Here is a 24,322-nt window from a genome sequence, read left to right on the forward strand (position 1 = left end):
CAAGTGGAGCATAGTTATGAATATGAGATCTTTGAAAGCGGTTTTATCCTTACCCGAGTTAGCCTCTTCAACTAAGAAGGTAGGTCTTTCTTTACTGATTGGTTCTACATTCCTATCTGGAATTGCTCATGCTGAGCTTGGTTACCCAGAAAAAGAAGAGCTCAAATTTGGTTTTATAAAATTAACTGATATGGCGCCTTTAGCGATTGCCTACGAGAAAGGTTATTTCGAAGATGAAGGCTTATATGTCACGCTAGAAGCACAAGCAAACTGGAAAGTATTATTAGATCGAGTGATTGATGGGCAGCTTGATGGTGCTCATATGTTGGCGGGTCAACCTTTAGGAGCAACTATTGGTTATGGGACAAAGGCTAACATTATTACTGCATTTAGTATGGATTTGAATGGTAATGGCATCACCGTTTCTAATGATGTTTGGGCTGAAATGAAAAAGCACATTCCAAGCGGCTCTGATGGAAAACCAGTTCATCCAATCAGTGCTAGTGCTTTAAAACCTGTTATCGATGGTTATAAAGCAGAGGGAAAACCATTCAAAATGGGAATGGTGTTTCCTGTCTCTACTCATAACTACGAATTACGTTATTGGCTAGCAGCTGGTGGTATTCATCCTGGTTACTATGCGCCAACGAAAGGTGATACAAGTGGTCAGATTGATGCGGATGCCTTGTTGTCAGTAACGCCTCCACCGCAAATGCCAGCAACAATGGAAGCAGGAACCATTCACGGTTACTGCGTGGGTGAACCTTGGAACCAGCAAGCAGTATTTAAAGGTATTGGTGTTCCAGTTATTACCGATTACGAAATCTGGAAAAACAATCCAGAGAAAGTATTTGGTGTGAGTGGTGATTGGGCAGAAGAATATCCAAATACACACATTCGTGTTGTAAAAGCCATGATTCGTGCAGCGAAATGGTTGGATGAAAATAACAATGCTAACCGTCCCGAAGCAGTTGAAATCTTGTCTCGTAGTGATTATGTCGGTGCCGATTACGACGTTATTGCTAACAGTATGACTGGGACATTTGAGTATGAAAAAGGTGACAAACGTGAAGTTCCTGACTTCAACGTATTTTTCCGTCATAACGCAACTTACCCTTACTACAGTGATGCTATCTGGTACCTGACTCAAATGCGTCGTTGGGGACAGATTGCAGAGCCTAAGTCAGATGAATGGTTCATGAACGTAGCGAAAGAAGTGTACCGTCCAGACATCTATGCTCAAGCGGCCAATGCTTTGATCGAAGATGGTTTGATGGTGGCATCTGAATTCCCAGATTTTGAAGCAGAAGATGGCTTCAAAGCACCACAAAGTGACTTTATCGATGGTGTTACTTATGACGGCAAAAAACCAAATGATTACCTGAAAAGCTTTGAAATTGGTTTGAAAGGCGACGACCAAATATAAGTAAAGCGAATAATAAGACAGTCAGTCAGGCTGTCTTATTTTGTTAAACAGAGTGAGAGAGAAATATGAATATACCGAGCTTATCCATAGCGTCATTGAAAGACAAAGTAGAAAGCATTTCATTGAAAAGCTTGTTGCTTCCTCTTTTTGGGATTTTGGTTTTTATTTCGTTATGGCAGGTTGGTGCAAGCCGAGTTCATACTTCTTTAGGAGAGTTCCCAGGGCCATCAGTTGTATACGAGCAATGGAATAGTCTTGTAGCTGAACATCAAAACGAGCGAGTTAAGGAAGAAGCGTTTTATGAGCGCCAAGAAAAACGCATTGAAGCGCGTCAAGCGAAAGATCCTAGCTATGTGGGTAAGTTAAGAGATTACACAGGTAAGCCAACCTTTTTTGATCAAATATTTACAAGCCTTTATACCGTATTGGCAGGTTTTGGATTGGCGAGTCTTATCGCAATTCCGCTTGGTATTTTAATTGGTCTTAATAGTTCAGTTTACAGTGCTCTTAATCCGGTTATTCAAGTATTTAAACCGGTTTCACCGCTTGCATGGTTGCCTTTGGTCACTATGGTTGTGAGTGCGACCTATGTTACAGACGATCCAATGTTTTCGAAATCTTTCCTAACCTCCATGTTTACTGTGACGTTATGTTGCATGTGGCCGACTTTGATTAATACAGCCGTAGGTGTAGCAGCGGTAGAGAAAGACTTGTTAAACGTATCAAAAGTATTGCGTCTGAATTGGATGACCCATGTCATCAAGATTGTTATCCCTTCTGCTATCCCATTGATGTTTACCGGACTTCGTTTGTCTTTAGGTATTGCTTGGATGGTTCTTATCGCAGCAGAAATGCTGGCTCAAAATCCAGGTTTAGGTAAGTTTGTTTGGGACGAATTTCAAAACGGTAGTTCTAACTCGCTAGGGCGAATTATGGTGGCGGTGTTGATGATTGGTTTTATCGGATTTTTATTAGACCGAGCTATGCTTGTAGTTCAGCGTTTTGTCTCTTGGGATAAAACACAAGTATTACGTTAATGGTTAACTAGATAAGACTAAGTAGGAGATAAATATGTCAACCCATTTGGATATCAGCAAAGTTTCTATCGAGTTTCCAACCCCAAAAGGTTCGTTCAAAGCGCTTGATAATGTCAGTTTGAAAATTAACAAAGGGGAGTTCGTTTCCCTGATAGGTCACTCTGGTTGCGGTAAATCTACTGTTCTGAATATTGTTGCAGGACTTTATGATGCAACGGAAGGCGGTATTTTACTTGATGGAAAAGAAGTGAAAGGCCCAGGCCCAGAGCGTGCTGTTGTTTTCCAGAACCATTCCTTGTTGCCTTGGTTGACGTCATACCAAAATGTTGAATTGGCGGTTAAACAGGTTTTCAAGAAGACAAAGTCTAAAAAAGAAATGCACGAATGGATTATGCACAACCTAGACCTTGTGCATATGACTCATGCGGCAGACAAACGGCCTGATGAAATTTCAGGTGGTATGAAGCAGCGTGTAGGTATTGCGCGTGCGCTGGCAATGGAGCCAAGTGTTTTGCTAATGGATGAGCCTTTTGGAGCTTTGGATGCTTTAACCCGTGCACACCTTCAAGACTCTTTGATGGAGATTCAAAAAGATCTAAATAACACAGTCATTATGATTACTCATGATGTTGATGAAGCTGTCTTACTGTCTGATCGTATAGTCATGATGACGAATGGTCCAGAGGCGACCATAGGTGAAATTCTTCATGTAGATTTAGAACGTCCACGAGATAGATTGGCATTGGCTAATGACCCTAAATATGTTGATTACCGTGCGCAGGTACTGACTTTCTTATATGAGAAACAGCGCAAAGTTGAGCCTATTTCTGCTGCGAAAGCGAAAAAGGCATCAGGCACAAATTCAGCAGTGAGTGCTTAAGAATATGCGTCAAGAAGGCTGTGTTCGTATTGTTATTGTTGGTGGTGGAATGGCAGGCAGCAAGCTGGCGTTTGAATTGATGCAGCAAAAAAATGCGAATTATTCTATTACACTGATTGGTGAAGAAGCTCAGGTTGGATACAACCGAATCATGCTGTCTTCTTTGTTGGCCAAAGATATTTCAGACCATGAAATGTCTTTGGTTGATACGGAAAAAATGCAGCAAGAAGGTGTGTCTATTATTGCTGGTGATGGGGTTGAGAGCATTGACCTTGAGGCTAAAGTGGTTTGTTTAGCCAGCACTAGAACCATTGGCTATGACAAATTGATTATGGCGACAGGTTCACGAGCAAAAATCTTGCCTATTGATGGGGCGAAGGCGTCAAATGTGATGGGCTTTCGTACTTGGAACGATGTCAACGTTATGGCGAGCCTTCAACAGAAGCGTTCTGTTTGTGTCATTGGTGGTGGCTTGCTGGGATTAGAGGCAGCTGTTGGACTAGTTAAGCGAGGTCATAAAGTTACTGTTTTTCATCGCTCAAAGTGGTTGTTGAACCGACAGCTAGATACTGAATCGGCTGCTTTGTTAGGTAGCCGATTAGAGCAAATGGGAATTGAGTTTCGTCTGGGCGAATCGCCATCTTCTTTTATCCAATCAGAAAACGGTCTTGTTAATCAAGTTGTGCGCGCGGATGGTGAACGAGTTGCAGCTGACTTAATTGTTATGGCGGCAGGAATTTCACCAGAAATTGCTTTGGCGAAGTCAGCTGGTTTAAAAGTAAATCAGGCGATTATAGTGGATGAAAAAATGCAAACGTCCCATCGAGATGTTTTTGCATTAGGCGAATGCTGTGAATTTGAACAGCAGACTTTTGGTTTAGTCGCTCCTATTTGGGATCAGATAAAAGTGTTAATCAGTGTGCTGAATGACAAAGATGCCAGCTTTTCAATTGAGCCTACTCCAACCAAATTAAAAGTATCTGGTGTGAATCTTTTTTCAGTCGGGAAGATTCAAGCAGACCCAGAAGACTCATGCATCTTCTTTAAAGATGTAGGAGCCAATCATTACCGCAAACTTATCGTCAACGATGGCGTATTAGTTGGAGCAATTCTTTATGGCAACGTTGCCGATGGGAGCTGGTATTTTCAGCTAATTAAAAACAAAACTAATGTCTCTGACATGCTTGAACTACTGGTGTTTGGGGAAGCATATTGCTGCCCAAAAGTGGCCTAATTAAGCGGTTTTAGACGTTGCTAGTTAAAAGCAAGGGGAACACGATGACATCTAACATACCTCTATCGGCCAATAAACCACATCTTGTTGTAGTGGGGAATGGTATGGTCGGCCACCATTTTGTTGAACAGATTATTGCCCAAGGTGGTCATAAAACTTTCCATATTACCGTATTTGGTGAAGAGCCTCATTTAGCCTATGACCGTGTGCATCTCAGTGAATATTTTACTGGTAAAGGCGCAGCCGATTTGGCTATGACAGACGGTACGTTATATGACGATAATGGCGTTCGTTACTTTACAGATAGTCTTGTAACCGAGATTGACCGTGAAGCCAAAACACTACTTTTGCAGAATGGTGATTCATTAGCATATGACAAGCTTGTTTTGGCCACAGGTTCTTATCCTTTTGTTCCGCCAATTCCGGGTCACAAACGTGATAACACCTTTGTTTATCGAACATTGGAAGATTTGGATGCTATTCGAGATTGTGCCAAGAAAGTGACTCGTGGCACAGTTGTAGGCGGTGGTTTGTTAGGTTTGGAAGCTGCAAATGCCTTAAAGAATCTCGGGTTAGAAACCAGTGTTGTAGAGTTTGCCCCTCGACTTATGCCTGTTCAGTTAGATGAAAAGGGCGGTAGTGTTCTGAAAGGAATGATCGAAGCTTTAGGTGTGAAGGTTTATACCGATACAGCGACACAAGAAATTGTCGATGGAGAAACGGCTTTCCATCGTATGAATTTTGCTGATGGCACACACCTTGAAACAGATTTGATTTTGTTCTCTGCAGGTATTCGACCTCAAGATGCATTGGCGAAGCAGTCTGGCCTAGAAATGGGCGAGCGTGGCGGTATCACTATTAATAACCAATGCCAAACCAGCGATGCAGATATTTACTCGATTGGTGAATGTGCGCTTTGGAATAATCGAATCTTTGGTCTGGTTGCACCAGGTTACACCATGGCGAAAGCAGCAGCAGGTCATTTGATGGGCGATGCAGGTTTGTCATTTACTGGTGCAGATATGAGTACCAAGTTGAAGTTACTTGGTTGTGATGTAGGTTCGGTTGGTGATGCTCATGGCACTTCACAAGGCTGTAAGGTTTTTGTTTATCAAGACGAGTTGAGCCAGAGCTACCGCAAAATGGTTGTTTCAGAAGATGGCAAGAAATTGCTAGGCGCGGTGTTAGTCGGTGACAATAGTTATTACGATACCTTGCTGCAATACTATTTGAATGCGATTGATTTACCTGAACAAGCGCAATCTTTGATCTTACCAGCAATGGATGGCGCACCCGCTGCGTTGGGAGTTGACGCTTTGCCGGCGACAGCGTCAATTTGTAGTTGTCATAATGTATCGAAGCAAGATATCAGTGATGCTGTCTGTGGCGGAGCTTTGTCTGTTGGTGATGTGAAAGGAATGACAAAAGCCGGAACAGGTTGTGGGGGTTGTGCTGCTTTGCTGAAAAAAGTAGTCGATAGCGAGCTGCTTGCGCTAGGGGTGGAAGTCAGCACAGACATTTGTGAACACTTCGCTTATACGCGTCAGGACTTATATAACATCATCAAAATTGGCAAGATCAAAAGCTTTGATGAGTTGTTAGAAAAGCACGGTAAAGGTCACGGTTGTGAAATTTGTAAGCCCGCGGTTGGCTCTATCTTAGCCAGTGTTTGGAACGAATATGTTCTTAAAAAAGAGCACATTATCTTGCAAGATACCAATGATCGCTTCCTAGGTAATATGCAGAAAGACGGTACTTACTCTATCGTTCCTCGTATTCCTGGTGGCGAGATTACACCAGAAAAATTGATTGTGCTTGGTGAGGTGGCAAAAGAATACAAGCTTTATACCAAGGTAACAGGTGGTCAACGTATTGATTTATTTGGTGCGACCTTGCCTCAGCTGCCAGAAATCTGGAAAAAGCTTGTCGACGCGGGTTTTGAAACAGGCCAAGCCTACGGTAAGTCATTACGAACGGTTAAGTCTTGTGTTGGTAGTACTTGGTGTCGTTATGGTGTGAATGACAGTATGACCATGGCAGTTGATTTGGAGAACCGTTATAAAGGTTTGCGTTCTCCTCATAAAATCAAGTTTGCCGTGTCTGGCTGTACTCGCGAGTGTGCAGAAGCACAAAGTAAAGACATTGGTGTTATTGCGACAGAAGGCGGTTGGAACCTTTATGTTTGTGGTAACGGTGGTATGAAGCCCCGTCACGGCGACTTATTTGCTACTGACTTAGATGATGAAACACTCATTAAGTATATCGATCGCGTATTAATGTTTTACACAAAAACCGCAGATCGACTGCAACGAACTTCCGTCTGGATGGATGGCCTTGAAGGTGGTCTAGAGTATCTAAAAGAAGTCGTTATAGGGGATAAGTTAGGCATGTGTGACGAGCTGGATGCAGCGATGAATTATGTTGTTGATACCTTCCAGTGTGAGTGGAAAACAACATTAGAAGACCCAGAAGCACTGAAAACATTCCGTCAATTTGTTAACTATGATGGTGTGGATGACAATGTTGTTTTTGTTGAAGAGCGTGATCAAATTCGCCCTGCGACAGAAAAAGAAAAGTTAGAATTGATTGCGAAGGTGGGTTAATAAGATGGCATCACAGTGGAAATTAGTTTGTAAGCAAAGTGATCTTATTAGAGGTGCTGGAGTGGCGGCTATGGTTGATGGTCAGCAAGTGGCACTTTTTTATATAACTGAGTCTGACGATAAGGTGTTTGCTATCAGTAATTGGGACCCATTTGGCAAAGCAAACGTTTTATCTCGTGGCCTGGTTGCTCACCTTCAAGGCAATTGGACTGTTGCTAGCCCTTTGTATAAACAACACTTTGTGTTGTCTTCTGGAGAATGTCTGGAAGATGAAGTGGTTCGAATTCCTTGCTGGAAAGCCAAACTAGAAGGGAATGATGTGTACATTTCTGAAGCTTAATGTGTATTTTTGCATTATTTTGGTGCAAAAAATTGAGGCCTTATGCTATTAGTAAAAGATCACTCGTCCATTTATAGGGGATTGATAGCGAATACATGGATTTAACATCTTTTATCAAAACTGGCTTGTTTATTGCTTAGTATAAAAGTAACTGATGCACCGTAAGTCGACGAAGGTTTACACATAAAGCAATCAGATATTACAAAAGGCAACGAGGCCCAATCGCTTTTCTAGAAAAGCGATTGGGCCTTTTTTTGTTTTTGGATAATAGGTTTGAGGAGTGATCATGACAGCACGAATTGAGAAAACGACTTGTCCATATTGTGGCGTAGGGTGCGGGGTGAATTTTACTGTACCAAATGCCACTACTGACCCTGTTGAGCCAGTGTCTGGAGATCGTGATCATCCTGCTAACTTTGGTCGCTTATGCGTTAAAGGTAGTAGCCTCGCACAAACCATTCAATCTGACGATAGATTGTTGACTCCTATGGTGCATGGCGAGTCTGCTACTTGGCAAACGGCGATTGAGACGGTCAGTGAAAAAATTGCTCAAGTGGTAAAGGATCATGGTTCTGATGCTTTTGCGTTTTATCTTTCTGGGCAGATTTTGACAGAAGATTATTATGTAGCGAATAAGTTAGCCAAAGGCTTCATTGGAACGTCTAATGTCGATACCAACTCTCGATTGTGTATGGCGTCAGCGGTTGTTGGTTATAAGCGTGCTTTTGGCTCTGATACCGTTCCCTGTAATTATGAAGACTTAGAACTGTGCGATTTGTTAATCATGGTGGGGTCTAATGCGGCTTGGACGCATCCTATTTTATTTCAACGTATTGCAGAAGCTAAAAAGCAACGTCCTCACATGAAAGTGGTTGTGATTGATCCTAGAGAGACAGCCACTTGTGATATCGCAGATTTGCACTTGGGAATTAAACCTGGCAGCGATGCGGCGATCTTCTCTTATTTGTTACAGCACTCTGTTCAGGCTAATGTGCTTGACCAAGGTTTTATTTCTCGTCACACCAATGGTTTTAAAGAGGCGCTAAATCAGGCGAGTGAGTCAACACCGACGTTGGCTTCTGCGGCAGGATTCTGTGGAGTCAGTGAAAAAGAGTTAAGCCTGTTGGCAAGTTGGTGGACAGAAACGCCAAAAACGGTGACTTTTTATTCTCAAGGTGTGAATCAGTCTTCATCGGGTGTCGATAAATGTAATGCGATTATTAATTGTCATTTAGCAACTGGGCGTATTGGAAAGGAAGGTGCTGGACCGTTTTCGATTACAGGTCAACCGAATGCGATGGGCGGGCGAGAAGTGGGCGGATTAGCGAATCAGTTGGCTGCACACATGGATTTTGCTACGCCAGGTGCTCAGTCTTTGGTTCAGCGTTTTTGGCAAGCGCCTAATATGGCGACAGAAAACGGTTTAAAAACAGTCGATTTATTTCAAGCTATGGAAGAAGGTAAGGTGAAAGTAGTTTGGATTATGTCGACTAATCCTATGGTGAGTCTGCCGGATACGGCTCAAGTGAGAAGAGCGTTAGAAAAGTGTGAGTTGGTTATTGTCAGTGATTGCAAGGCGCATACTGATACCACTGCGATGGCAGATGTCTTATTTCCAGCAACAGGTTGGAGTGAGAAAAATGGCACAGTGACAAATTCAGAAAGAAGAATCTCACGCCAACGAGGTCTTTTACCTGCACCAGGTGAAGCCAAACATGATTGGTGGGCGATGTGTGAAGTAGCTAAAAGCTTGGGTTATCAGTCAGCGTTTTCTTATCGAAATGTGCATGAAATCTTTGTGGAGCATGCGGCGTTATCTGCCTTTGAAAATAATGGCAAACGTGATTTCGATATTGGGCATTTCAGTCAAATGACAAAAGAGGAATACGATGCTTTGATTCCTGTGCAGTGGCCTGTGCCAAAAGGTCGACCAGAGGGCACGGCTCGTATGTTCGAAGATGGCCGCTTTTTTACGCCAGACAAGCGAGCTAAATTTGTACCTATTGTGCCACAATTACCTATTAATCAGTTTTCTCTGGAATGGCCGTTTACACTTAATACAGGGCGTGTTCGAGACCAATGGCACACTATGACACGAACGGGCGATGCCGCTTTATTAACAAAGCACACTGACCAGCCTTATGTAGAAATTCACCCTAGAGACGCAAGAGAGCTTGGTGTTGAAGACAAAACACTTGTTCGCCTTACCTCTTCATATGGGGAAGCCTTGTTGAAGGCAAAAGTAAGTCGAGCAGTGACTCCAGGGAATGTTTTTGCACCAATCCATTGGACGCAACAATTTTCCAATGCATCTGTTGTGTCAAACCTTATTCCTCAAGTAGTTGATCCACTGTCAGGGCAGCCGGAATCGAAACATGCACAAGTTAAACTTGAAGCTGTAAAAGAGGTTTCTTATGGCGTGGTTGTATCTTCAGAGCCGCTTGAAAAACTGGATTTCACTTATTGGTGTTATGTGCCATCTGAACATGGCTATCATTACGAAGTGGTGTGGCCAGTTGGCGAAAATGTGTCTTCGATTCAGGCTTTGTTAAATCAGGAGGGGGCGTCAACAGGAGAGTGGCTGGAATACACTAACCCTGCTACAGAGCAAATTAGGCTGGCGTATATTCAGGATAAAAAGCTTTCTCTTGTTGCGTATTTGCATCCGACACCTGAGTCTATTTCGTGTGATTGGTTAGAGTCAAAATTAGCGGAGCAAGAACCTTTGTCTGAGTTGGATCGTATGGCGATATTAGTCGGATTGCCAGCGAATGTTGAAGATAAAGGCGCTATAATATGTACTTGTTTTCAAGTCGGTAAAAAGCAAATAGAACAAGCAATTACCGATGGTGTTTGTTCAGTCGAAGAGCTCGGTTCATTATTAAAGTGCGGAACAAATTGTGGCTCCTGTCTTCCTGAACTAAAACACTTTATCCCTACTATAACGGAGCTTTCTGCATGAGTAATGCGTTTACACAGTATGTGAAAATTTTAGGGCGCGGTAAAAAAGGCTCTCGTAGCTTGACTACTGAAGAAGCAGATCATGCAATGTCTCTTATTTTAAATGGCAAAGTTGAACCAGAACAGCTAGGTGCTTTTTGGATGCTAATTCGTATCCGTGAAGAAACAGTGGAAGAAACGGTTGGGTTTACTGAGGCCACACGTCAGTTTTTATCAGGAAAAGATCCACTAGAGTTTCACGTAGACCTTGATTGGCCTGCGTATGCTGGTAAGCGTAATGAGTTACCTTGGTTTTTACTTGCTGCGCTTGCTTTGGCAAATTATGGAAAGAAAGTAGTGATGCATGGCCATGCATTTGAAGGTGAAGAAAGAATATTTGTAAATGAGGCCATTAAGCGTTTAGGCTTGCCTATTTCCCATACTCGTCAGGAAGTAAAGGAGAAGGTTGATGAAATTGGTTTTGCGTATATCTCTCTTGAAAGTATCGATTCTACCTTAAGTGACATGATGAACTTGAAATACACATTGGGGTTACGGTCACCAGTTAATACAGTGGTACGCATGATGAACCCATTTCAAGCCGATCATAGTGTGCATGGTGTCTTCCATCGTGGTTATGATGTGTTGCATATTTCAGCTTGTGAGCAATTAAATGACCCTTCTGTCTTGGTATTTCGAGGTGGTAATGGTGAAGCCGAGGTAAATCCGGAAAGAGAGGTAACCTTATGGAAATGGCAGAAAGGGGTTGCCAGTTGGACGAGCTGGTCTAAGGCGGAAAAGGAACATAAGCGTCTTAAGCATAATTTAGATCTAACTCGTCTGACGGACCACTGGAGCGGGTTACAGGTAGATCAATTTGGAGAGCAAGCGGTTCGTCAAACACTTGCTTCCGTTGCTGGGCTCATGTTCGGAGTTGCTTCTCACGAAGAATGTTTAAGTTTGGCTGATGATATATGGTCTAAACGTGACAAAATTTGGTTTTCTAAACTAATTTAAACGAGTTTTTATGGCACTTACATCTCTATCTAGCGCTGTATTGGCTGGTGGAAAAGGCACTCGAATGGGAGGTCAAGATAAAGGACTTCTGTTGTTTCAAAACGAACCTATGGTCATGCCGATTGCTCGTGCATTGAAGTCTGCTTCTGGCTCTGTCTTTGTGAATGCCAATCGGCATGTAGAAGAATATTTAGCATTAGGTTTCGAGGTTGTTTCGGATCATCAGGACTATTCTGAGAAAGGGCCTCTTTCTGGTTTATTGACTTGTTTGATGCGAGCTGATTCTTCTCATTTACTTGTTTCACCATGTGATACACCTCGTATTACGGAGAGCGCTTTTATGGCGCTTATAGAGGCATGTCATATATCTCCAGATAAAATTCATTATTTAGCAGGAGAGTCTGGTAATCATCCATTACATGCGATTTTGCCTGTTCAATCTGCTATAGAGAATTTAAAAGGCTTTTTCGATGAGGCTGGGAGATACAGTGTGATGGTTTTTTATGAAATGTTTGGCTGTAAGAGCGTATTTTGGAATAAAGAGAGCGACTTTTTAAATGTAAACACACCAGATTCATTGCTCTAAGTCTGGTGATGTTTTATTGAAAGCGTTACTTTACAGATTCTATATTTAGGTGATAGGACTCGCCATCTTTTTTGTGTTCTAGTTTAACAAGTAAATAGTCAAATTTTGGAGCAAACCAAAATGAGGTCTGTTTGCCTTTCGCTAAGTTGTCCGTTCGAATAACTTTAATTGCTGATACTTTTCCAAGTTTAGTGTCAATGGTTTCTAAGCTACTGCGCTCGAAAATCCAGTTTTTAATATGCCCGCCATCGGCTACTTGATAATCAAACTCGCTTTTGCCTATTTTCAAATCTTGTCGGATTTGCAGTTGTATGGACAGTTTGTCTAAGGTATTTTGGTTGATTGCAAGATTCCAAGGTTTGTCTTTTATATCGTTTCGAACCAGCATTTTTTCCCAGTCAAACGTCAGTGTTGCTGTTCGCTTTTTGCCAAGTGCGACACTTTTGTATTGGTATTTTGTTGGAATTATTTGGTGATTTTCGACATAAAAGTTGGAAACTTCATTTAGTGAAGCGATCATGCTATCGGCTGAGAATACAAATTGCCAAGTATTATCCGATTTCTTCGATAGGGTTTGTGTGCCTTCTACTTTGAAACTGATGCCCTTTTTCCAAATAGTGCTATAGGTGGCAGAATAAGGTAAAAGAAAGGTATCGTTTGCTGCCTCAGAAGAGAAGGTAGTGGTAGAAAGAACACTCATGAAAAGGCCAATTATATAGATTGAAATTTTACGAGTGATCATTCTTTCTCCCTATTTATATCAGTTCTTGATGATAATGAATGCCGCATTCTGGAATGACCTTGCCATCTAAAATAGCTTGGCCGCTATCATAGCTCAGCCTGTCCTCACTAAACCATTTTACCGTTAAAGGGTAAATAATGTGTTCTAGTAAATGAACCTTGGTTGCCAGAGTGTCTGCTGTCTCATCATTTTCTATTTTGGTACTAGCTTGGAGTATTACTGCGCCTGCATCAAGCTCTGAGCTAACAAAATGCACAGAAACGCCATGCTCTGCTTCTTTTGCGTCAATGGCTCTTTGATGCGTATTCAGCCCTTTATATTTAGGTAACAATGATGGATGAATGTTTAACATTCTACCTTCAAAATGTTTCGTAAAAGTTTCAGTGAGAATACGCATGAATCCAGCTAGCACAACAAGCTTTGGTTGATACTGATCGATGATTTTCTGTAACTCTACATCGAACTCTTCGCGGCTATCAAAAGACTTATGGCTTAGGGCATGAGTCGCAATACCTGCTGATTTAGCGCGCTCTAATCCATAAGCATCTGCTTTGTTGCTGATAACAGCGCAGATATTGATATTTAATTTACCTTGCAAGCTTTGATCAATCAAAGCTTGCAAGTTGCTGCCGCTGCCAGAAATCAAGACAACGATAGGGTAGCTCATGCTTCAGTCTCTAGATCAGAGATAAGCACGTCCTTTCCATTATTACGTGGGCAAATTTCACCTATGATCCAAGCTTCTTCACCTTCTGCTTTTAAGATAGAAAGTGCTTGTTCTGCTTTATCTGCATCAATAGCGAGAATCATGCCGACGCCACAGTTTAATACGCGGTACATTTCTTCTTGCTCAACATTGCCTTGCTCTTGCAACCAATCAAATACAGCAGGGCGTTTCCAGCTAGTTGCATCGATTTTAGCCGCTGCGTCTTCTGGAAGTACGCGCGGAATGTTTTCCAATAAGCCGCCACCTGTGATGTGAGCTAGAGCATTAACAGAAATGCTTTCCATGAGTTTTAGAATGGACTTCACATAGATTCGAGTTGGTGCCATCAAGGCATCTTTTAATACTACGCCATCAATGGTTTGTGTCAGATCAGCGTTGTTCACTTCCAAAATTTTACGGATAAGAGAGTAACCGTTGGAATGAGGGCCAGATGAACCTAGCGCGATTAATGCGTCGCCAGACTTTACTTTGCTGCCATCGATGATGCTATCTTCTTCCACAACGCCAACACAGAACCCTGCTAAATCGTAATCGCCATCATGATACATGCCTGGCATTTCAGCTGTTTCGCCGCCAACTAATGCACAGCCAGCTTGTAAACAACCTTCACCGATACCTGTAACAACATTTGCAGCAACATCAATGTCTAATTTGCCTGTGGCATAGTAATCAAGGAAAAGTAATGGTTCTGCGCCTGCAACCACAAGATCGTTAACACACATGGCAACCAAGTCGATACCAATAGTATCGTGTTGATTTAAATCCATCGCTAGACGAAGTTTGGTGCCTACGCCGTCCGTGCCAGAAACAAGAATTGGATTTTTATATTTTGTTGGAAGACGTGTTAAAGCGCCAAATCCGCCTAAACCGCCCATAACTTCAGGTCGACGAGTTTTTTTGCTTACGCCTTTGATGCGTTCAACAAGTTGGTTGCCTGCGTTGATATCTACGCCAGCGTCTTTATAACTAATTGATGGTTTATCTGACTTGGTCATTGCCTATGCCTTATCATGGTACGAGGAAAAAATGCATTTTAGCATAGTGACGCATTAGGGCTATGGTTCTTTATCATTATGGCAGTAGAATAGGTAAATAAACGAAGGAAGGGCTATGAATTTTCGTATTTTATTATTACTTATTGGTGTTTTTTCAGTTTCATTTGTTCAAGCGGTTACTGTGAAGGGGCTTTATGATGCTGAAATCAATCTACCTGTCACTCAATCTGAGTCAAGAATGCTAAATGAAGCATTTGGTTTGGCAGCAGAAAGAGTACTGATCAAAGTCTCTGGCGATAGAGTAGCGATCACAGGCGATGTGTTGGCGCAGGCTAAGAAAAATGCTTCGACTTGGGTGGCTCAGCATTCAGTGACATCCTTGAGTGAACTGCTTCCGTCTGGCAATGGCTTGGTTCCGAGTAAGCAAGTTAAGGTGACGTTTTATCAAGCATCGATCGATAGCTTTTTATCGCAAAATAATTTACCAGTTTGGGGAGATAATCGTCCTTCCGTTTTGGTTTGGGTCGCAAACGATAATAATGGTATTAGAGCGTTATCAGGCTCGAAATCACCTTCTAGTGTGCTTAATCAGTTTGCGTATTTTTCCAATATGGTTGGTTTGGCTATTTATGCTCCTTTATTGGATGACACGGACAGAAGTAATATTAGTGCTGCAGATGTTTGGGGTTTTTTTGAAGATACTATCGTGAATGCTAGTAAGCGATACCAGACTGATGCAGTCGCTGCATTGAGAGTGAGTAGTTATGTAGGGCATGTGGGTGGAAGCTTATTGGTATTGCTTAAAAATGGAGAAACAGAACGCTTTGTTTTAAATGGTGAGACGCTTGATGATGTTGTGGAGCAAGCAAGTACCCAGCTGGCAAAAGCGTTTTCTTCTCGGTATGCCTCTGTTCGCAATAGTAATTCAGTTAATAAGCTAAATATCCAAGTAATAGGTATAACAAGTTACAATGTTATGAAGAGGACTCAATCCTATTTAGAAACAATCGGTGTAGTAAGGAACGTTGATTTAGTGCAAGTTGATGGTGAAAAAGTTGAGTTCTCAGTTGAAATCGATGGGGATAAACAGAAACTTTTTAATTCTATTTCATTGAGTCACTTGCTCGTGAATTTGCCATTAAACGCATTAGAATCTGATGCAAGTCGCGTGGTTTCATATCAATACAATGGAGCGAAATAATGACAGATGTATCAAATGGTCAAGCCGTAGAGCGGGATTTTTACGCACGATCTGCAGAAGAGCAAAAAGACTTTTTGTCTCAGACTTGGTGCAACACTTGTGGTGAAGTGGATTTAGGTATGATTAATCCTAAAGAGTTCGAAGCACCAGAGCGAGTTTGGATAGAAGGTGACTGTGTGAAATGTGGTCAAAAGACGATTACAGAAATAGTGGAAGAAGATGAATGATCTTTTTCTTGCTTTAGATTGGAGTAAAAAAATCGCGCTATAAGCGCGATTTTTTTACTATCAAAGATTGCTACTTGTCAGTAGGGTAATCTCTTTGTGGATGGCCCACATATAATTGACGTGGGCGGCCAATCTTGTAAGGTCCAGAAATCATTTCATTCCAGTGTGAAATCCAACCAATTGTACGAGACATAGCAAAAATTACTGTGAACATACTTGTTGGGATTCCGATCGCTTTCATGATTATGCCTGAGTAGAAGTCCACGTTTGGATAAAGCTTACGCTCTACAAAGTATGGGTCTTCAAGAGCGATTTGCTCTAGACGCTTTGCGATTTTCAGTAATGGGTCATCAGACATACCAAGTTCAGCCAATACTTCGTCACAAGTTTCACGCATTACTTTGGCGCGAGGGTCGAAGTTTTTGTAAACACGGTGTCCGAAGCCCATTAGGCGGAATGGGTCATTTTTGTCTTTTGCTTTGGCGATAAATTCGTCGATGTTCTCAACATCACCAATTTCTTCAAGCATTGTTAGTACGGCTTCGTTAGCGCCGCCGTGAGCTGGCCCCCAAAGTGTTGCAATGCCTGCAGCGATACAAGCAAATGGGTTGGCACCAGATGAACCTGCTAGACGAACAGTGGACGTAGATGCGTTTTGCTCGTGATCCGCATGTAAAATGAAGATACGATCCATTGCTTTAGCAAATACAGGGTTAACTTTATAGTCTTCGCAAGGTGTGGCAAACATCATATATAAGAAGTTCTCAGCGTAAGATAGGTCATTACGTGGGTACATAACCGGCTGATCTTTTGAGTACTTGTAGCAAATAGAGGCCAATGTTGGCATTTTTGAAATTAAGCGAAATGCTGCAATTTCACGATGTTTAGGATCGTTGATATCCATGTTGTCTTGATAGAAAGCAGATAACGCACCTACAAGACCACACATGATAGCCATTGGGTGAGCGTCATTTCTGAATCCATCAATGAATTTGTGCATGGATTGATTGACCATGGTGTGTTTGTTGACCATGGCATCAAATTCTTCTTTCTGCTTCTTATTCGGTAGTTCTCCGTAAAGAAGTAAGTAGCAAGTTTCTAAGTAATCTGAATGTTCAGCAAGCTGGGCAATTGGATAACCGCGATGCAAAAGAATTCCCGCTTCACCGTCTATGTAAGTAATAGATGATTCGCAAGAGCCAGTAGACATAAAGCCTGGGTCATAGGTGAATACACCGTTAGCACCTAAGCCACGGACATCAATAACGTCTGTGCCTAAAGTACCTGAAAGAACAGGAAGTTCGATAGTTTTATCGATCCCATCCACTTTGAGTGTTGCTTTTTTATCAGCCATTTATAGTCTCCTTCGTATTCTGGTCCGGGGCTAAGGGATCTTAATTTGACTCTCCTGGCCCAGAAGGTGCGCAAAAAATACTGTTTCTACACTATAAAAGTCAATCTTGTTCACTTACACAGTATTTACATTGTAGAGGTGTATTTCGTAATTATATGACAAAATTGCAATAAGATCTTTTTCTGTTTCTATATGGATGTGGTTTTATCTTGTTGATTGCAAAGCAAATTAAAGTGATTTATATATGTTTTTTTTATGTAATTTTATACCATTATTGTTTCGGCTTATACCTACATTCATTTGATGAATGGTGATCATTGAAAACCTCTTGTTCAGTCTATTTGTCTTAGTATTTTTCACTGGTCTATAATTGCTGTCCCGATGATTTCATTGATTTGCTGACGTAAAGTAATAAAAGAGAGTCGCTTTTAGAAAGTCGTTTGCAAATCGATGAGATTTTCAAAGCAGGTCTATGATGTGCTTTGTTGCTCTCTATATATTTGTGGTGAGTGCAGTACATATTAGATATTGGGTCGTGATTGACCATTCAATCGTTAAGATGGTGTAAATGTCGTGAATAAAAAAAGACCAGTCAACCTTGATATTTCTACAATATCAATGCCAGTCACAGCAGTCGTTTCTATTCTTCACCGCATAACAGGAATCATTCTTTTTGTGGGTTTGGTGTTCTTGTTTTATGCGTTTGACCTTTCCTTGCAGTCACAGGAAGGTTTTGATCAAGTGGTGAGTGTTTTTCAAACAAGTTTTCTTGCGAAATTCATTATTTGGGGGGTTGTATCTGCATTAATGTATCACCTTGTGGCAGGAGTGAAGCATTTGTTTATGGATTTGGGGTATTTCGAAGAGTTGGAGAGTGGACGTAATGCTGCTGTCGCTAATTTAGCAATTGCCACGGTTTTGATCGTGTTAGCAGGAGTGTGGATATGGTAACTCAGATTACAAGTTTTGGCCGTTCTGGACTTTATGATTGGATGGTGCAGAGAATCTCTGCCGTTGTCTTATCTTTATATACAGTATTCATTATTGGTTATTTATTGCTGAACCCAGATCTTACATACGACCAGTGGAGTGCTTTGTATGAAGCAACATGGATGCGTATTTTTAGTTTGATGGTTCTTTTGTCGATTGGTGTTCACTCATGGATTGGTTTGTGGTCTATTTCTACGGACTATATTAAAGCCACTGGTGCGCGTTTTTTCTTTCAATCTATATGTGGCCTTGCGATGTTCGTCTATATCGTATGGGGTGTTCAGGTTATTTGGGGACTATAAGTAATGGCGAATATTCGTACTATTTCTTTTGATGCCATTGTTATTGGCGGTGGTGGTGCAGGCATGCGTGCTGCACTTCAGCTTACTGAATCTGGTTTAAATACAGCTTGTGTAACTAAAGTATTTCCAACTCGTTCACACACGGTTTCTGCGCAAGGTGGTATTACTTGTGCAATTGCAAGTGACGATCCTAATGATGATTGGCGCTGGCATATGTATGACACCGTAAAGGGGTCAGACTACATTGGTGATCAGGATGCAATTGAATATATGTGTTCCGTTGGTCCACAGGCAGTTTTTGAATTGGAGCATATGGGGCTTCCATTCTCTCGTACAGAGCAGGGCCGTATTTATCAGCGTCCATTTGGAGGTCAGTCTAAAGACTTTGGTAAAGGTGGTCAGGCTGCTCGTACTTGTGCTGCTGCTGACCGTACAGGTCATGCCCTTTTGCATACTCTTTATCAAGGTAACTTAAAAGGCGGCACAACATTCTTTAATGAATGGTATGCAACAGATCTTGTTAAAAATAAAGAAGATGCAGTAGTTGGTGTTATTGCGATTTGCATCGAGACAGGGGAAACCGTTTATCTAAAAGCGAAAGCAACAGTTATCGCAACAGGTGGTGCGGGTCGTATCTTCCAGTCTACAACCAATGCGCACATCAATACTGGTGATGGTGTTGGTATGGCATTGCGTGCTGGTTTCCCAATGCAAGATATGGAGATGTGGCAGTTCCACCCGACGGGTATTTACGGTGCCGGTACATTGGTAACAGAAGGTTGTCGTGGTGAAGGTGGTTACCTGATCAATAAAGACGGCGAACGCTTCATGGAGCGTTATGCCCCAAATGCAAAAGACCTTGCTGGTCGTGACGTTGTAGCACGTTCTATGGTTCTTGAAATTCTAGAAGGACGCGGTTGTGGCCCAGATGGTGATCACGTTCTATTGAAACTAGATCACTTGGGTGAAGAGACTCTTAATAAGCGTCTTCCAGGTATTCTAGAATTGTCTCGTACATTCGCACACGTTGATCCAGTGAAAGAGCCAATTCCAGTTATTCCTACTTGTCATTATATGATGGGTGGTATTCCGACAAATGTTGGTGGTCAAGCGATTAAACAGAATGAAGCTGGAGAAGACGTTATTATTGACGGTCTTTATGCTTGTGGTGAGGCTGCCTGTGTATCTGTGCATGGTGCTAACCGTCTTGGTGGTAACTCATTGCTTGACTTGGTTGTATTTGGACGCGCTGTTGGTCTTCACGTTAAGAAATCTTTGGATGAAGGTTTTGATTCGTTAGATGCGAGTGAGACAGATATTGAAATAGCAATGGCTCGTTTGAACCGCCTAAATACGACAGCTGGCGGTGAGAGTGTTGCTAAAGTGCGTGAAGATCTTCAACGCGTTATGCAGCTTTATTTCGGTGTGTTCCGTGATGGCGATGCAATGCAAAAAGGTCTTGCTCAACTGCAAGAGATTCGTCAGCGCGTTGAGAATTTACACCTTGAAGATAAGAGCCAGGCTTTCAACACAGCTCGTATTGAAGCTCTTGAGCTGGAAAACTTGTTAGAGGTTGCAGAAGCTACGGCTGTTCCTGCTGAATTCCGCAAAGAAAGTCGTGGTGCACATGCGCGTAATGACTTTACAGAACGTGACGATGAGAATTGGCTGAAGCACTCTTTATTCCATCCAGTAGATAAGAAGGTGACCAAGCGTGATGTGAACTTTGCGCCTAAAACAATGGAAGCTTTCCCACCTAAAGTTCGTTCGTACTAAGGAGTTATGTCAATGTTAGTTAGTATTTATCGCTACAACCCTGAGAAAGACGACGCTCCTTACATGCAGGATTACGAGGTTGCTTTGCCTGAAGGTAAAGACCTTATGGTGCTTGACGTTTTAAACTTGTTGAAAGCACAGGATCCTAGTATTTCTTACCGTCGTTCATGCCGTGAAGGTGTGTGTGGTTCAGATGGTATGAATATGTCTGGTAAGAATGGTCTTGCTTGTATTACACCGGTTTCTGAAGCTGTAAAAAATGGTAAGTTGGTTCTTCGTCCGCTTCCAGGTTTGCCTGTTGTGCGTGACTTGGTTATTGATATGGCGCAATTCTATAAACAATATGAGAAAATTCGCCCATATTTGATCAATGATGCGCCAGCGCCAGCGATTGAACGCTTGCAAAGCCCGGAAGAGCGTGAAAAACTTGATGGTCTTTACGAATGTATCTTATGTGCATGTTGTTCGACGGCTTGTCCATCTTTCTGGTGGAACCCAGATAAGTTTGTTGGGCCATCTGGTTTATTGCAGGCCTATCGCTTTTTGGCGGATAGCCGAGATACAGCAACACAAGAACGCCTTGGTGATCTAGATGATCCGTTTAGCGTTTTCCGTTGCCACGGTATTATGAATTGTGTCAATGTTTGCCCGAAAGGTCTGAACCCGACTAAAGCAATTGGTAATATTCGTACCATGCTTTTACAGAGAGCAACTTAATAATGCTCTGTGTGGTCTTTTCTTCAACTTTATATGACCACTAAAAAGTAGGCGGCTTGGATAAATGTTCAATGCCGCCATTTTTGCTTACTCTAGCAATAGAAAATGTAATAAAAAGAATTTAAAGTTTGACCTTTATGAGCACGGATGTACAAAGAAAAACGATTAACTTTGTGATGATGGATTCAGAGTTTTCTTTATTGAACTACTCTTAATCGTTTAGTATTGATCGTGAAGGGCAAAAGTAGCTGTAAATAACCAAAAAATCGAGGCTTTATAGCCTTACGGGCCTGATTAATTGATTGATCTTAATAATAGGTTGATGCCGGGACCCCGGTGGCTGGCTCGAACATAAGGGTGATCGAGAATGCACGAAAGTTTAATGGAGTTGCTGTGGAGCACTTCTCATTTCTCAGGTGGAAACCTGGAATATGTCGAAGGGCTTTTTGAAAGCTACCTCGTCGATCCGAACTCAGTGTCGGAAGAATGGCGCAAATGTTTTGATCAATTGCCTCGTATAAGCGAAGCACAATCAACTGATCTTCCTCACTCAGTGATTCAGGAGCAGTTTTTACAAATTGGTAAGAATAAATTTCGCTCTATGCCTGTTTCTTCAGGTACGGTTGCGGCATCTGACCATGAACAAAAACAGATCAATGTTTTGCAGTTGATCAATGCTTATCGAGTACGTGGGCATCAACATGCAACACTTGATCCGCTTGGCTTGCAAAAACGTGAGAAAGTCGCAGATTTAGATCTGGGTTATCATCAATTAACCGGTGCCGATTTAGATACTGAATTTAATGTTGGCTCTTTATTCTTTAATAAAGAATCAATGAAGTTAGGTGATATAATATCTGACCTCGAAAAAACCTACTGCAATAGTATTGGTTATGAGTTTATGCACATCGTTGATACGCAAGAAAAAGCGTGGTTACAACAACGTGTTGAATCTGTTAGATCCCGTCCTGAGTATTCCCAAGAAACTCGTGAGAGTCTATTAGAACGTTTAACTGCAGCGGAAGGTTTAGAGAAATATCTTGCTAGCCGTTACCCTGGTGCAAAACGTTTTGGACTTGAGGGGGGGGAAAGCCTAATCCCAATGGTTAATGAATTAATACAACGCTCTGGCTCACTTGGAGCGAAAGAAGTTGTTATCGGCATGGCTCACCGTGGTCGTCTTAACGTTTTAGTGAATACCTTAGGCAAAAACCCGAAGGATTTGTTTGACGAGTTCGAAGGTAAAAAGCTTGTTAATACATCTGGTGACGTTAAATACCACCAAGGTTTTTCATCTAATGTAATGACGTCTGGCGGTGAAGTCCATATCGCTTTGTCATTTAACCCATCTCACCTTGAAATCGTTTCTCCTGTTGTTGAAGGGTCTGTACGTGCCCGTCAAGATCGTCGTAAAGACACATCAGGTAAGACAGTGGTTCCTATCTCTATCCACGGTGATGCAGCTTTTGCAGGGCAAGGTGTTGTGATGGAGACATTCCAGATGTCTCAAACTCGCGCTTATCGTACCGGTGGTACGGTTCATATTGTTATCAATAACCAAGTTGGTTTCACAACGAACCGTCAAGAAGACTCGCGTTCTACTGAATATGCAACAGATGTTGCTAAGATTATTCAAGCGCCAATCTTCCATGTAAACGGTGATGATCCAGAAGCGGTGTTGTTTGTTACTCAATTGGCACTTGATTACCGTTATGAGTTTGGTCGTGACGTTGTTATCGATATGGTTTGTTATCGTCGTCGTGGGCATAACGAGACCGATGAGCCTTCTGGTACACAGCCACTAATGTACAGTGTAATTAGTAAGCTAACAACGACTCGTACTTTATATGCTGAGCGTTTGATTAATGAGTCTGTTGTTTCAAAAGAAAAAGCAGACCAATTAGTAAGCGAAAACAGAGAGGATTTGGATAATGGTCGCCATGTAGCGAAAAGTCTTGTCTTAGAATCTCAAACAGGTTCTTTCGTAGATTGGAAACCTTATCTTGGTGTTGAATGGACAGATGCTGGTGATACGACTTATCCATTAGCAAAACTTCAGGAAGTGGCTAAGAAGTTAACCGTTATTCCTGATGGTGTAGTGGTTCAGCGTCAAGTCCAGAAAATCTATCAAGACCGCGATAAGATGACAGCGGGTGCATTGCCTCTAAACTGGGGTTATGCAGAGACATTGGCTTTCGCAACTTTGCTTGAGCAGGATTATCCAATCCGTATCACAGGTCAGGATTCTGGTCGTGGTACTTTCTCTCACCGTCATGCAGTTATTCATAGCCAAAAAGACGGCAGCACTTACATTCCTTTAAAACATTTGTCTGATGATCAACCTACGTTAGATCTTTATGACTCTTACTTATCAGAAGAAGCGGTATTAGCATTCGAATATGGCTATGCGAGTACTTCTCCGAAAGGTTTGGTTATTTGGGAAGCGCAATTTGGTGACTTTGCCAATGGCGCACAAGTTGTTATCGACCAATTTATTACGAGTGGTGAACACAAATGGGGTCGCTTATGTGGTCTGACTATGTTGTTACCACACGGTTATGAGGGTCAAGGCCCAGAGCATTCGTCAGCACGACTAGAGCGTTTTCTGCAGCTTTGCGCAGAATACAATATTCAAGTTTGTGTTCCGACTACGCCGTCACAAATCTTCCATATAATCCGTCGTCAAGCGATTCGCCCAATGCGTCGCCCACTTGTTATTATGTCGCCTAAGAGTTTGTTGCGCCACAAACAAGCAATTTCGACATTAGAAGAGTTGGCGGAAGGAAGTTTCAAAACGGTATTACCTGAATCTTCTGAAGCTGTTACTGCGGATAAAGTAAAACGCATTGTCCTTTGTAGCGGTAAAGTTTATTACGACTTGATCAATCGTCGTGAAGAGCTACAAAAAGAGGATGTTGCCGTGGTTCGTTTGGAGCAATTGTATCCGTTCCCGTACGCTGACCTTGAGTCTGTGTTGGAGCAATACAAAAATGTTGAGAGTTTGGTTTGGTGTCAAGAAGAGCCGAAAAACCAAGGTGCTTGGCATGCCAATCGTCACCGCATGAATCGAGTATTGGAAAAGCTGTACCCTGAATTGAAAATCCGCTTTGCGGGTCGAATTTCTTCTGCTGCACCTGCAGCGGGTTACATGTCTATCCATGTTGAAGAACAAGAAGCACTGGTCAACGACGCACTAGTTGGTTAGTACCATAGCCTGTCAGAGAGATA

General features: G+C 42.1%; 20 protein-coding genes. 16 read left to right on the plus strand and 4 right to left on the minus strand.

Annotated elements, in window-relative coordinates:
• Positions 1-16: 16 nt before the first annotated feature.
• From ABFY09_RS08475 to ABFY09_RS08515, 9 genes are all read left to right on the plus strand, one after another.
• Entirely contained in the window at positions 17-1,426 is a 1,410-nt protein-coding gene (locus ABFY09_RS08475) for a CmpA/NrtA family ABC transporter substrate-binding protein (protein WP_347983878.1), read from the plus strand.
• Between the two features lie 65 nt (positions 1,427-1,491).
• Positions 1,492-2,463: an ABC transporter permease gene (locus ABFY09_RS08480; protein WP_347983879.1), complete on the plus strand. Its 972-nt coding sequence runs from the start codon at positions 1,492-1,494 to the stop codon at positions 2,461-2,463.
• A gap of 34 nt (positions 2,464-2,497) precedes the next feature.
• Positions 2,498-3,343, plus strand: coding sequence for an ABC transporter ATP-binding protein (locus tag ABFY09_RS08485; RefSeq protein WP_347983880.1), 846 nt, complete (start codon positions 2,498-2,500; stop codon positions 3,341-3,343).
• 4 nt (positions 3,344-3,347) lie between these two features.
• Complete coding sequence (locus tag ABFY09_RS08490) at positions 3,348-4,577, plus strand: FAD-dependent oxidoreductase (protein ID WP_347983881.1); 1,230 nt, start codon at positions 3,348-3,350, stop codon at positions 4,575-4,577.
• A 44-nt stretch (positions 4,578-4,621) separates the two neighbouring features.
• On the plus strand, positions 4,622-7,180 hold the full coding sequence (gene nirB / locus ABFY09_RS08495) for a nitrite reductase large subunit NirB (RefSeq protein ID WP_347983882.1): 2,559 nt from the start codon (positions 4,622-4,624) through the stop codon (positions 7,178-7,180).
• 4 nt (positions 7,181-7,184) lie between these two features.
• Positions 7,185-7,520 (plus strand): nitrite reductase small subunit NirD, encoded by a 336-nt coding sequence (gene nirD, locus ABFY09_RS08500; protein WP_347983883.1) that lies wholly within the window; start codon positions 7,185-7,187, stop codon positions 7,518-7,520.
• A gap of 286 nt (positions 7,521-7,806) precedes the next feature.
• Positions 7,807-10,482 (plus strand): nitrate reductase, encoded by a 2,676-nt coding sequence (locus tag ABFY09_RS08505; RefSeq protein WP_347983884.1) that lies wholly within the window; start codon positions 7,807-7,809, stop codon positions 10,480-10,482.
• A complete protein-coding gene (locus tag ABFY09_RS08510) occupies positions 10,479-11,477 on the plus strand; it encodes a glycosyl transferase family protein (RefSeq protein WP_347983885.1) in 999 nt (332 codons plus the stop codon). The genes ABFY09_RS08505 and ABFY09_RS08510 overlap by 4 nt, the downstream gene beginning before the upstream one ends.
• 10 nt (positions 11,478-11,487) lie before the next feature.
• Positions 11,488-12,063 (plus strand): molybdenum cofactor guanylyltransferase, encoded by a 576-nt coding sequence (locus tag ABFY09_RS08515; protein ID WP_347983886.1) that lies wholly within the window; start codon positions 11,488-11,490, stop codon positions 12,061-12,063.
• A gap of 25 nt (positions 12,064-12,088) precedes the next feature.
• On the opposite strand, the gene ABFY09_RS08520 is transcribed toward ABFY09_RS08515, so the two are convergent.
• The 3 genes from ABFY09_RS08520 to purM are packed head-to-tail and all read right to left on the minus strand — an operon-like array spanning position 12,089 to position 14,527.
• Entirely contained in the window at positions 12,089-12,763 is a 675-nt protein-coding gene (locus ABFY09_RS08520; RefSeq protein ID WP_347983887.1) for a DUF3108 domain-containing protein, read from the minus strand.
• A 55-nt stretch (positions 12,764-12,818) separates the two neighbouring features.
• Positions 12,819-13,472, minus strand: a complete 654-nt coding sequence (gene purN / locus ABFY09_RS08525) for a phosphoribosylglycinamide formyltransferase (protein ID WP_347983888.1) — start codon at positions 13,470-13,472, stop codon at positions 12,819-12,821.
• Entirely contained in the window at positions 13,469-14,527 is a 1,059-nt protein-coding gene (purM, locus tag ABFY09_RS08530) for a phosphoribosylformylglycinamidine cyclo-ligase (RefSeq protein ID WP_347983889.1), read from the minus strand. The genes purN and purM overlap by 4 nt, the downstream gene beginning before the upstream one ends.
• 115 nt (positions 14,528-14,642) lie before the next feature.
• Between purM and ABFY09_RS08535 the strand changes: the two genes are divergently transcribed.
• Together ABFY09_RS08535 and ABFY09_RS08540 are read left to right on the plus strand one after the other, a co-directional pair.
• Positions 14,643-15,728: a DUF2066 domain-containing protein gene (locus ABFY09_RS08535; RefSeq protein ID WP_347983890.1), complete on the plus strand. Its 1,086-nt coding sequence runs from the start codon at positions 14,643-14,645 to the stop codon at positions 15,726-15,728.
• Complete coding sequence (locus tag ABFY09_RS08540) at positions 15,728-15,955, plus strand: hypothetical protein (RefSeq protein WP_347983891.1); 228 nt, start codon at positions 15,728-15,730, stop codon at positions 15,953-15,955. Before ABFY09_RS08535 ends, ABFY09_RS08540 begins: the two co-directional genes overlap by 1 nt.
• Before the next feature lie 70 nt (positions 15,956-16,025).
• On the opposite strand, the gene gltA is transcribed toward ABFY09_RS08540, so the two are convergent.
• Positions 16,026-17,309: a citrate synthase gene (gene gltA, locus ABFY09_RS08545; RefSeq protein WP_347983892.1), complete on the minus strand. Its 1,284-nt coding sequence runs from the start codon at positions 17,307-17,309 to the stop codon at positions 16,026-16,028.
• A gap of 573 nt (positions 17,310-17,882) precedes the next feature.
• Here gltA and sdhC point away from each other — a divergent pair.
• The 5 genes from sdhC (at position 17,883) to ABFY09_RS08570 (ending at position 24,299) form a co-directional block, all read left to right on the plus strand.
• On the plus strand, positions 17,883-18,260 hold the full coding sequence (sdhC, locus tag ABFY09_RS08550) for a succinate dehydrogenase, cytochrome b556 subunit (protein WP_347983893.1): 378 nt from the start codon (positions 17,883-17,885) through the stop codon (positions 18,258-18,260).
• Positions 18,254-18,601, plus strand: a complete 348-nt coding sequence (gene sdhD, locus ABFY09_RS08555; RefSeq protein WP_347983894.1) for a succinate dehydrogenase, hydrophobic membrane anchor protein — start codon at positions 18,254-18,256, stop codon at positions 18,599-18,601. Before sdhC ends, sdhD begins: the two co-directional genes overlap by 7 nt.
• Before the next feature lie 3 nt (positions 18,602-18,604).
• Positions 18,605-20,377: a succinate dehydrogenase flavoprotein subunit gene (sdhA, locus tag ABFY09_RS08560; protein ID WP_347983895.1), complete on the plus strand. Its 1,773-nt coding sequence runs from the start codon at positions 18,605-18,607 to the stop codon at positions 20,375-20,377.
• Between the two features lie 12 nt (positions 20,378-20,389).
• Positions 20,390-21,094 (plus strand): succinate dehydrogenase iron-sulfur subunit, encoded by a 705-nt coding sequence (locus ABFY09_RS08565; RefSeq protein ID WP_317003461.1) that lies wholly within the window; start codon positions 20,390-20,392, stop codon positions 21,092-21,094.
• 367 nt (positions 21,095-21,461) lie between these two features.
• Positions 21,462-24,299 carry a 2-oxoglutarate dehydrogenase E1 component gene (locus ABFY09_RS08570; protein ID WP_347983896.1) on the plus strand — a complete coding sequence of 946 codons (2,838 nt, stop codon included), beginning with the start codon at positions 21,462-21,464 and terminating at the stop codon, positions 24,297-24,299.
• The last annotated feature ends 23 nt before the right edge of the window (positions 24,300-24,322 follow it).

The organism is Marinomonas sp. 5E14-1 (genome assembly GCF_039939215.1).
In the GTDB taxonomy this organism is placed as follows: Bacteria; Pseudomonadota; Gammaproteobacteria; order Pseudomonadales; family Marinomonadaceae; genus Marinomonas.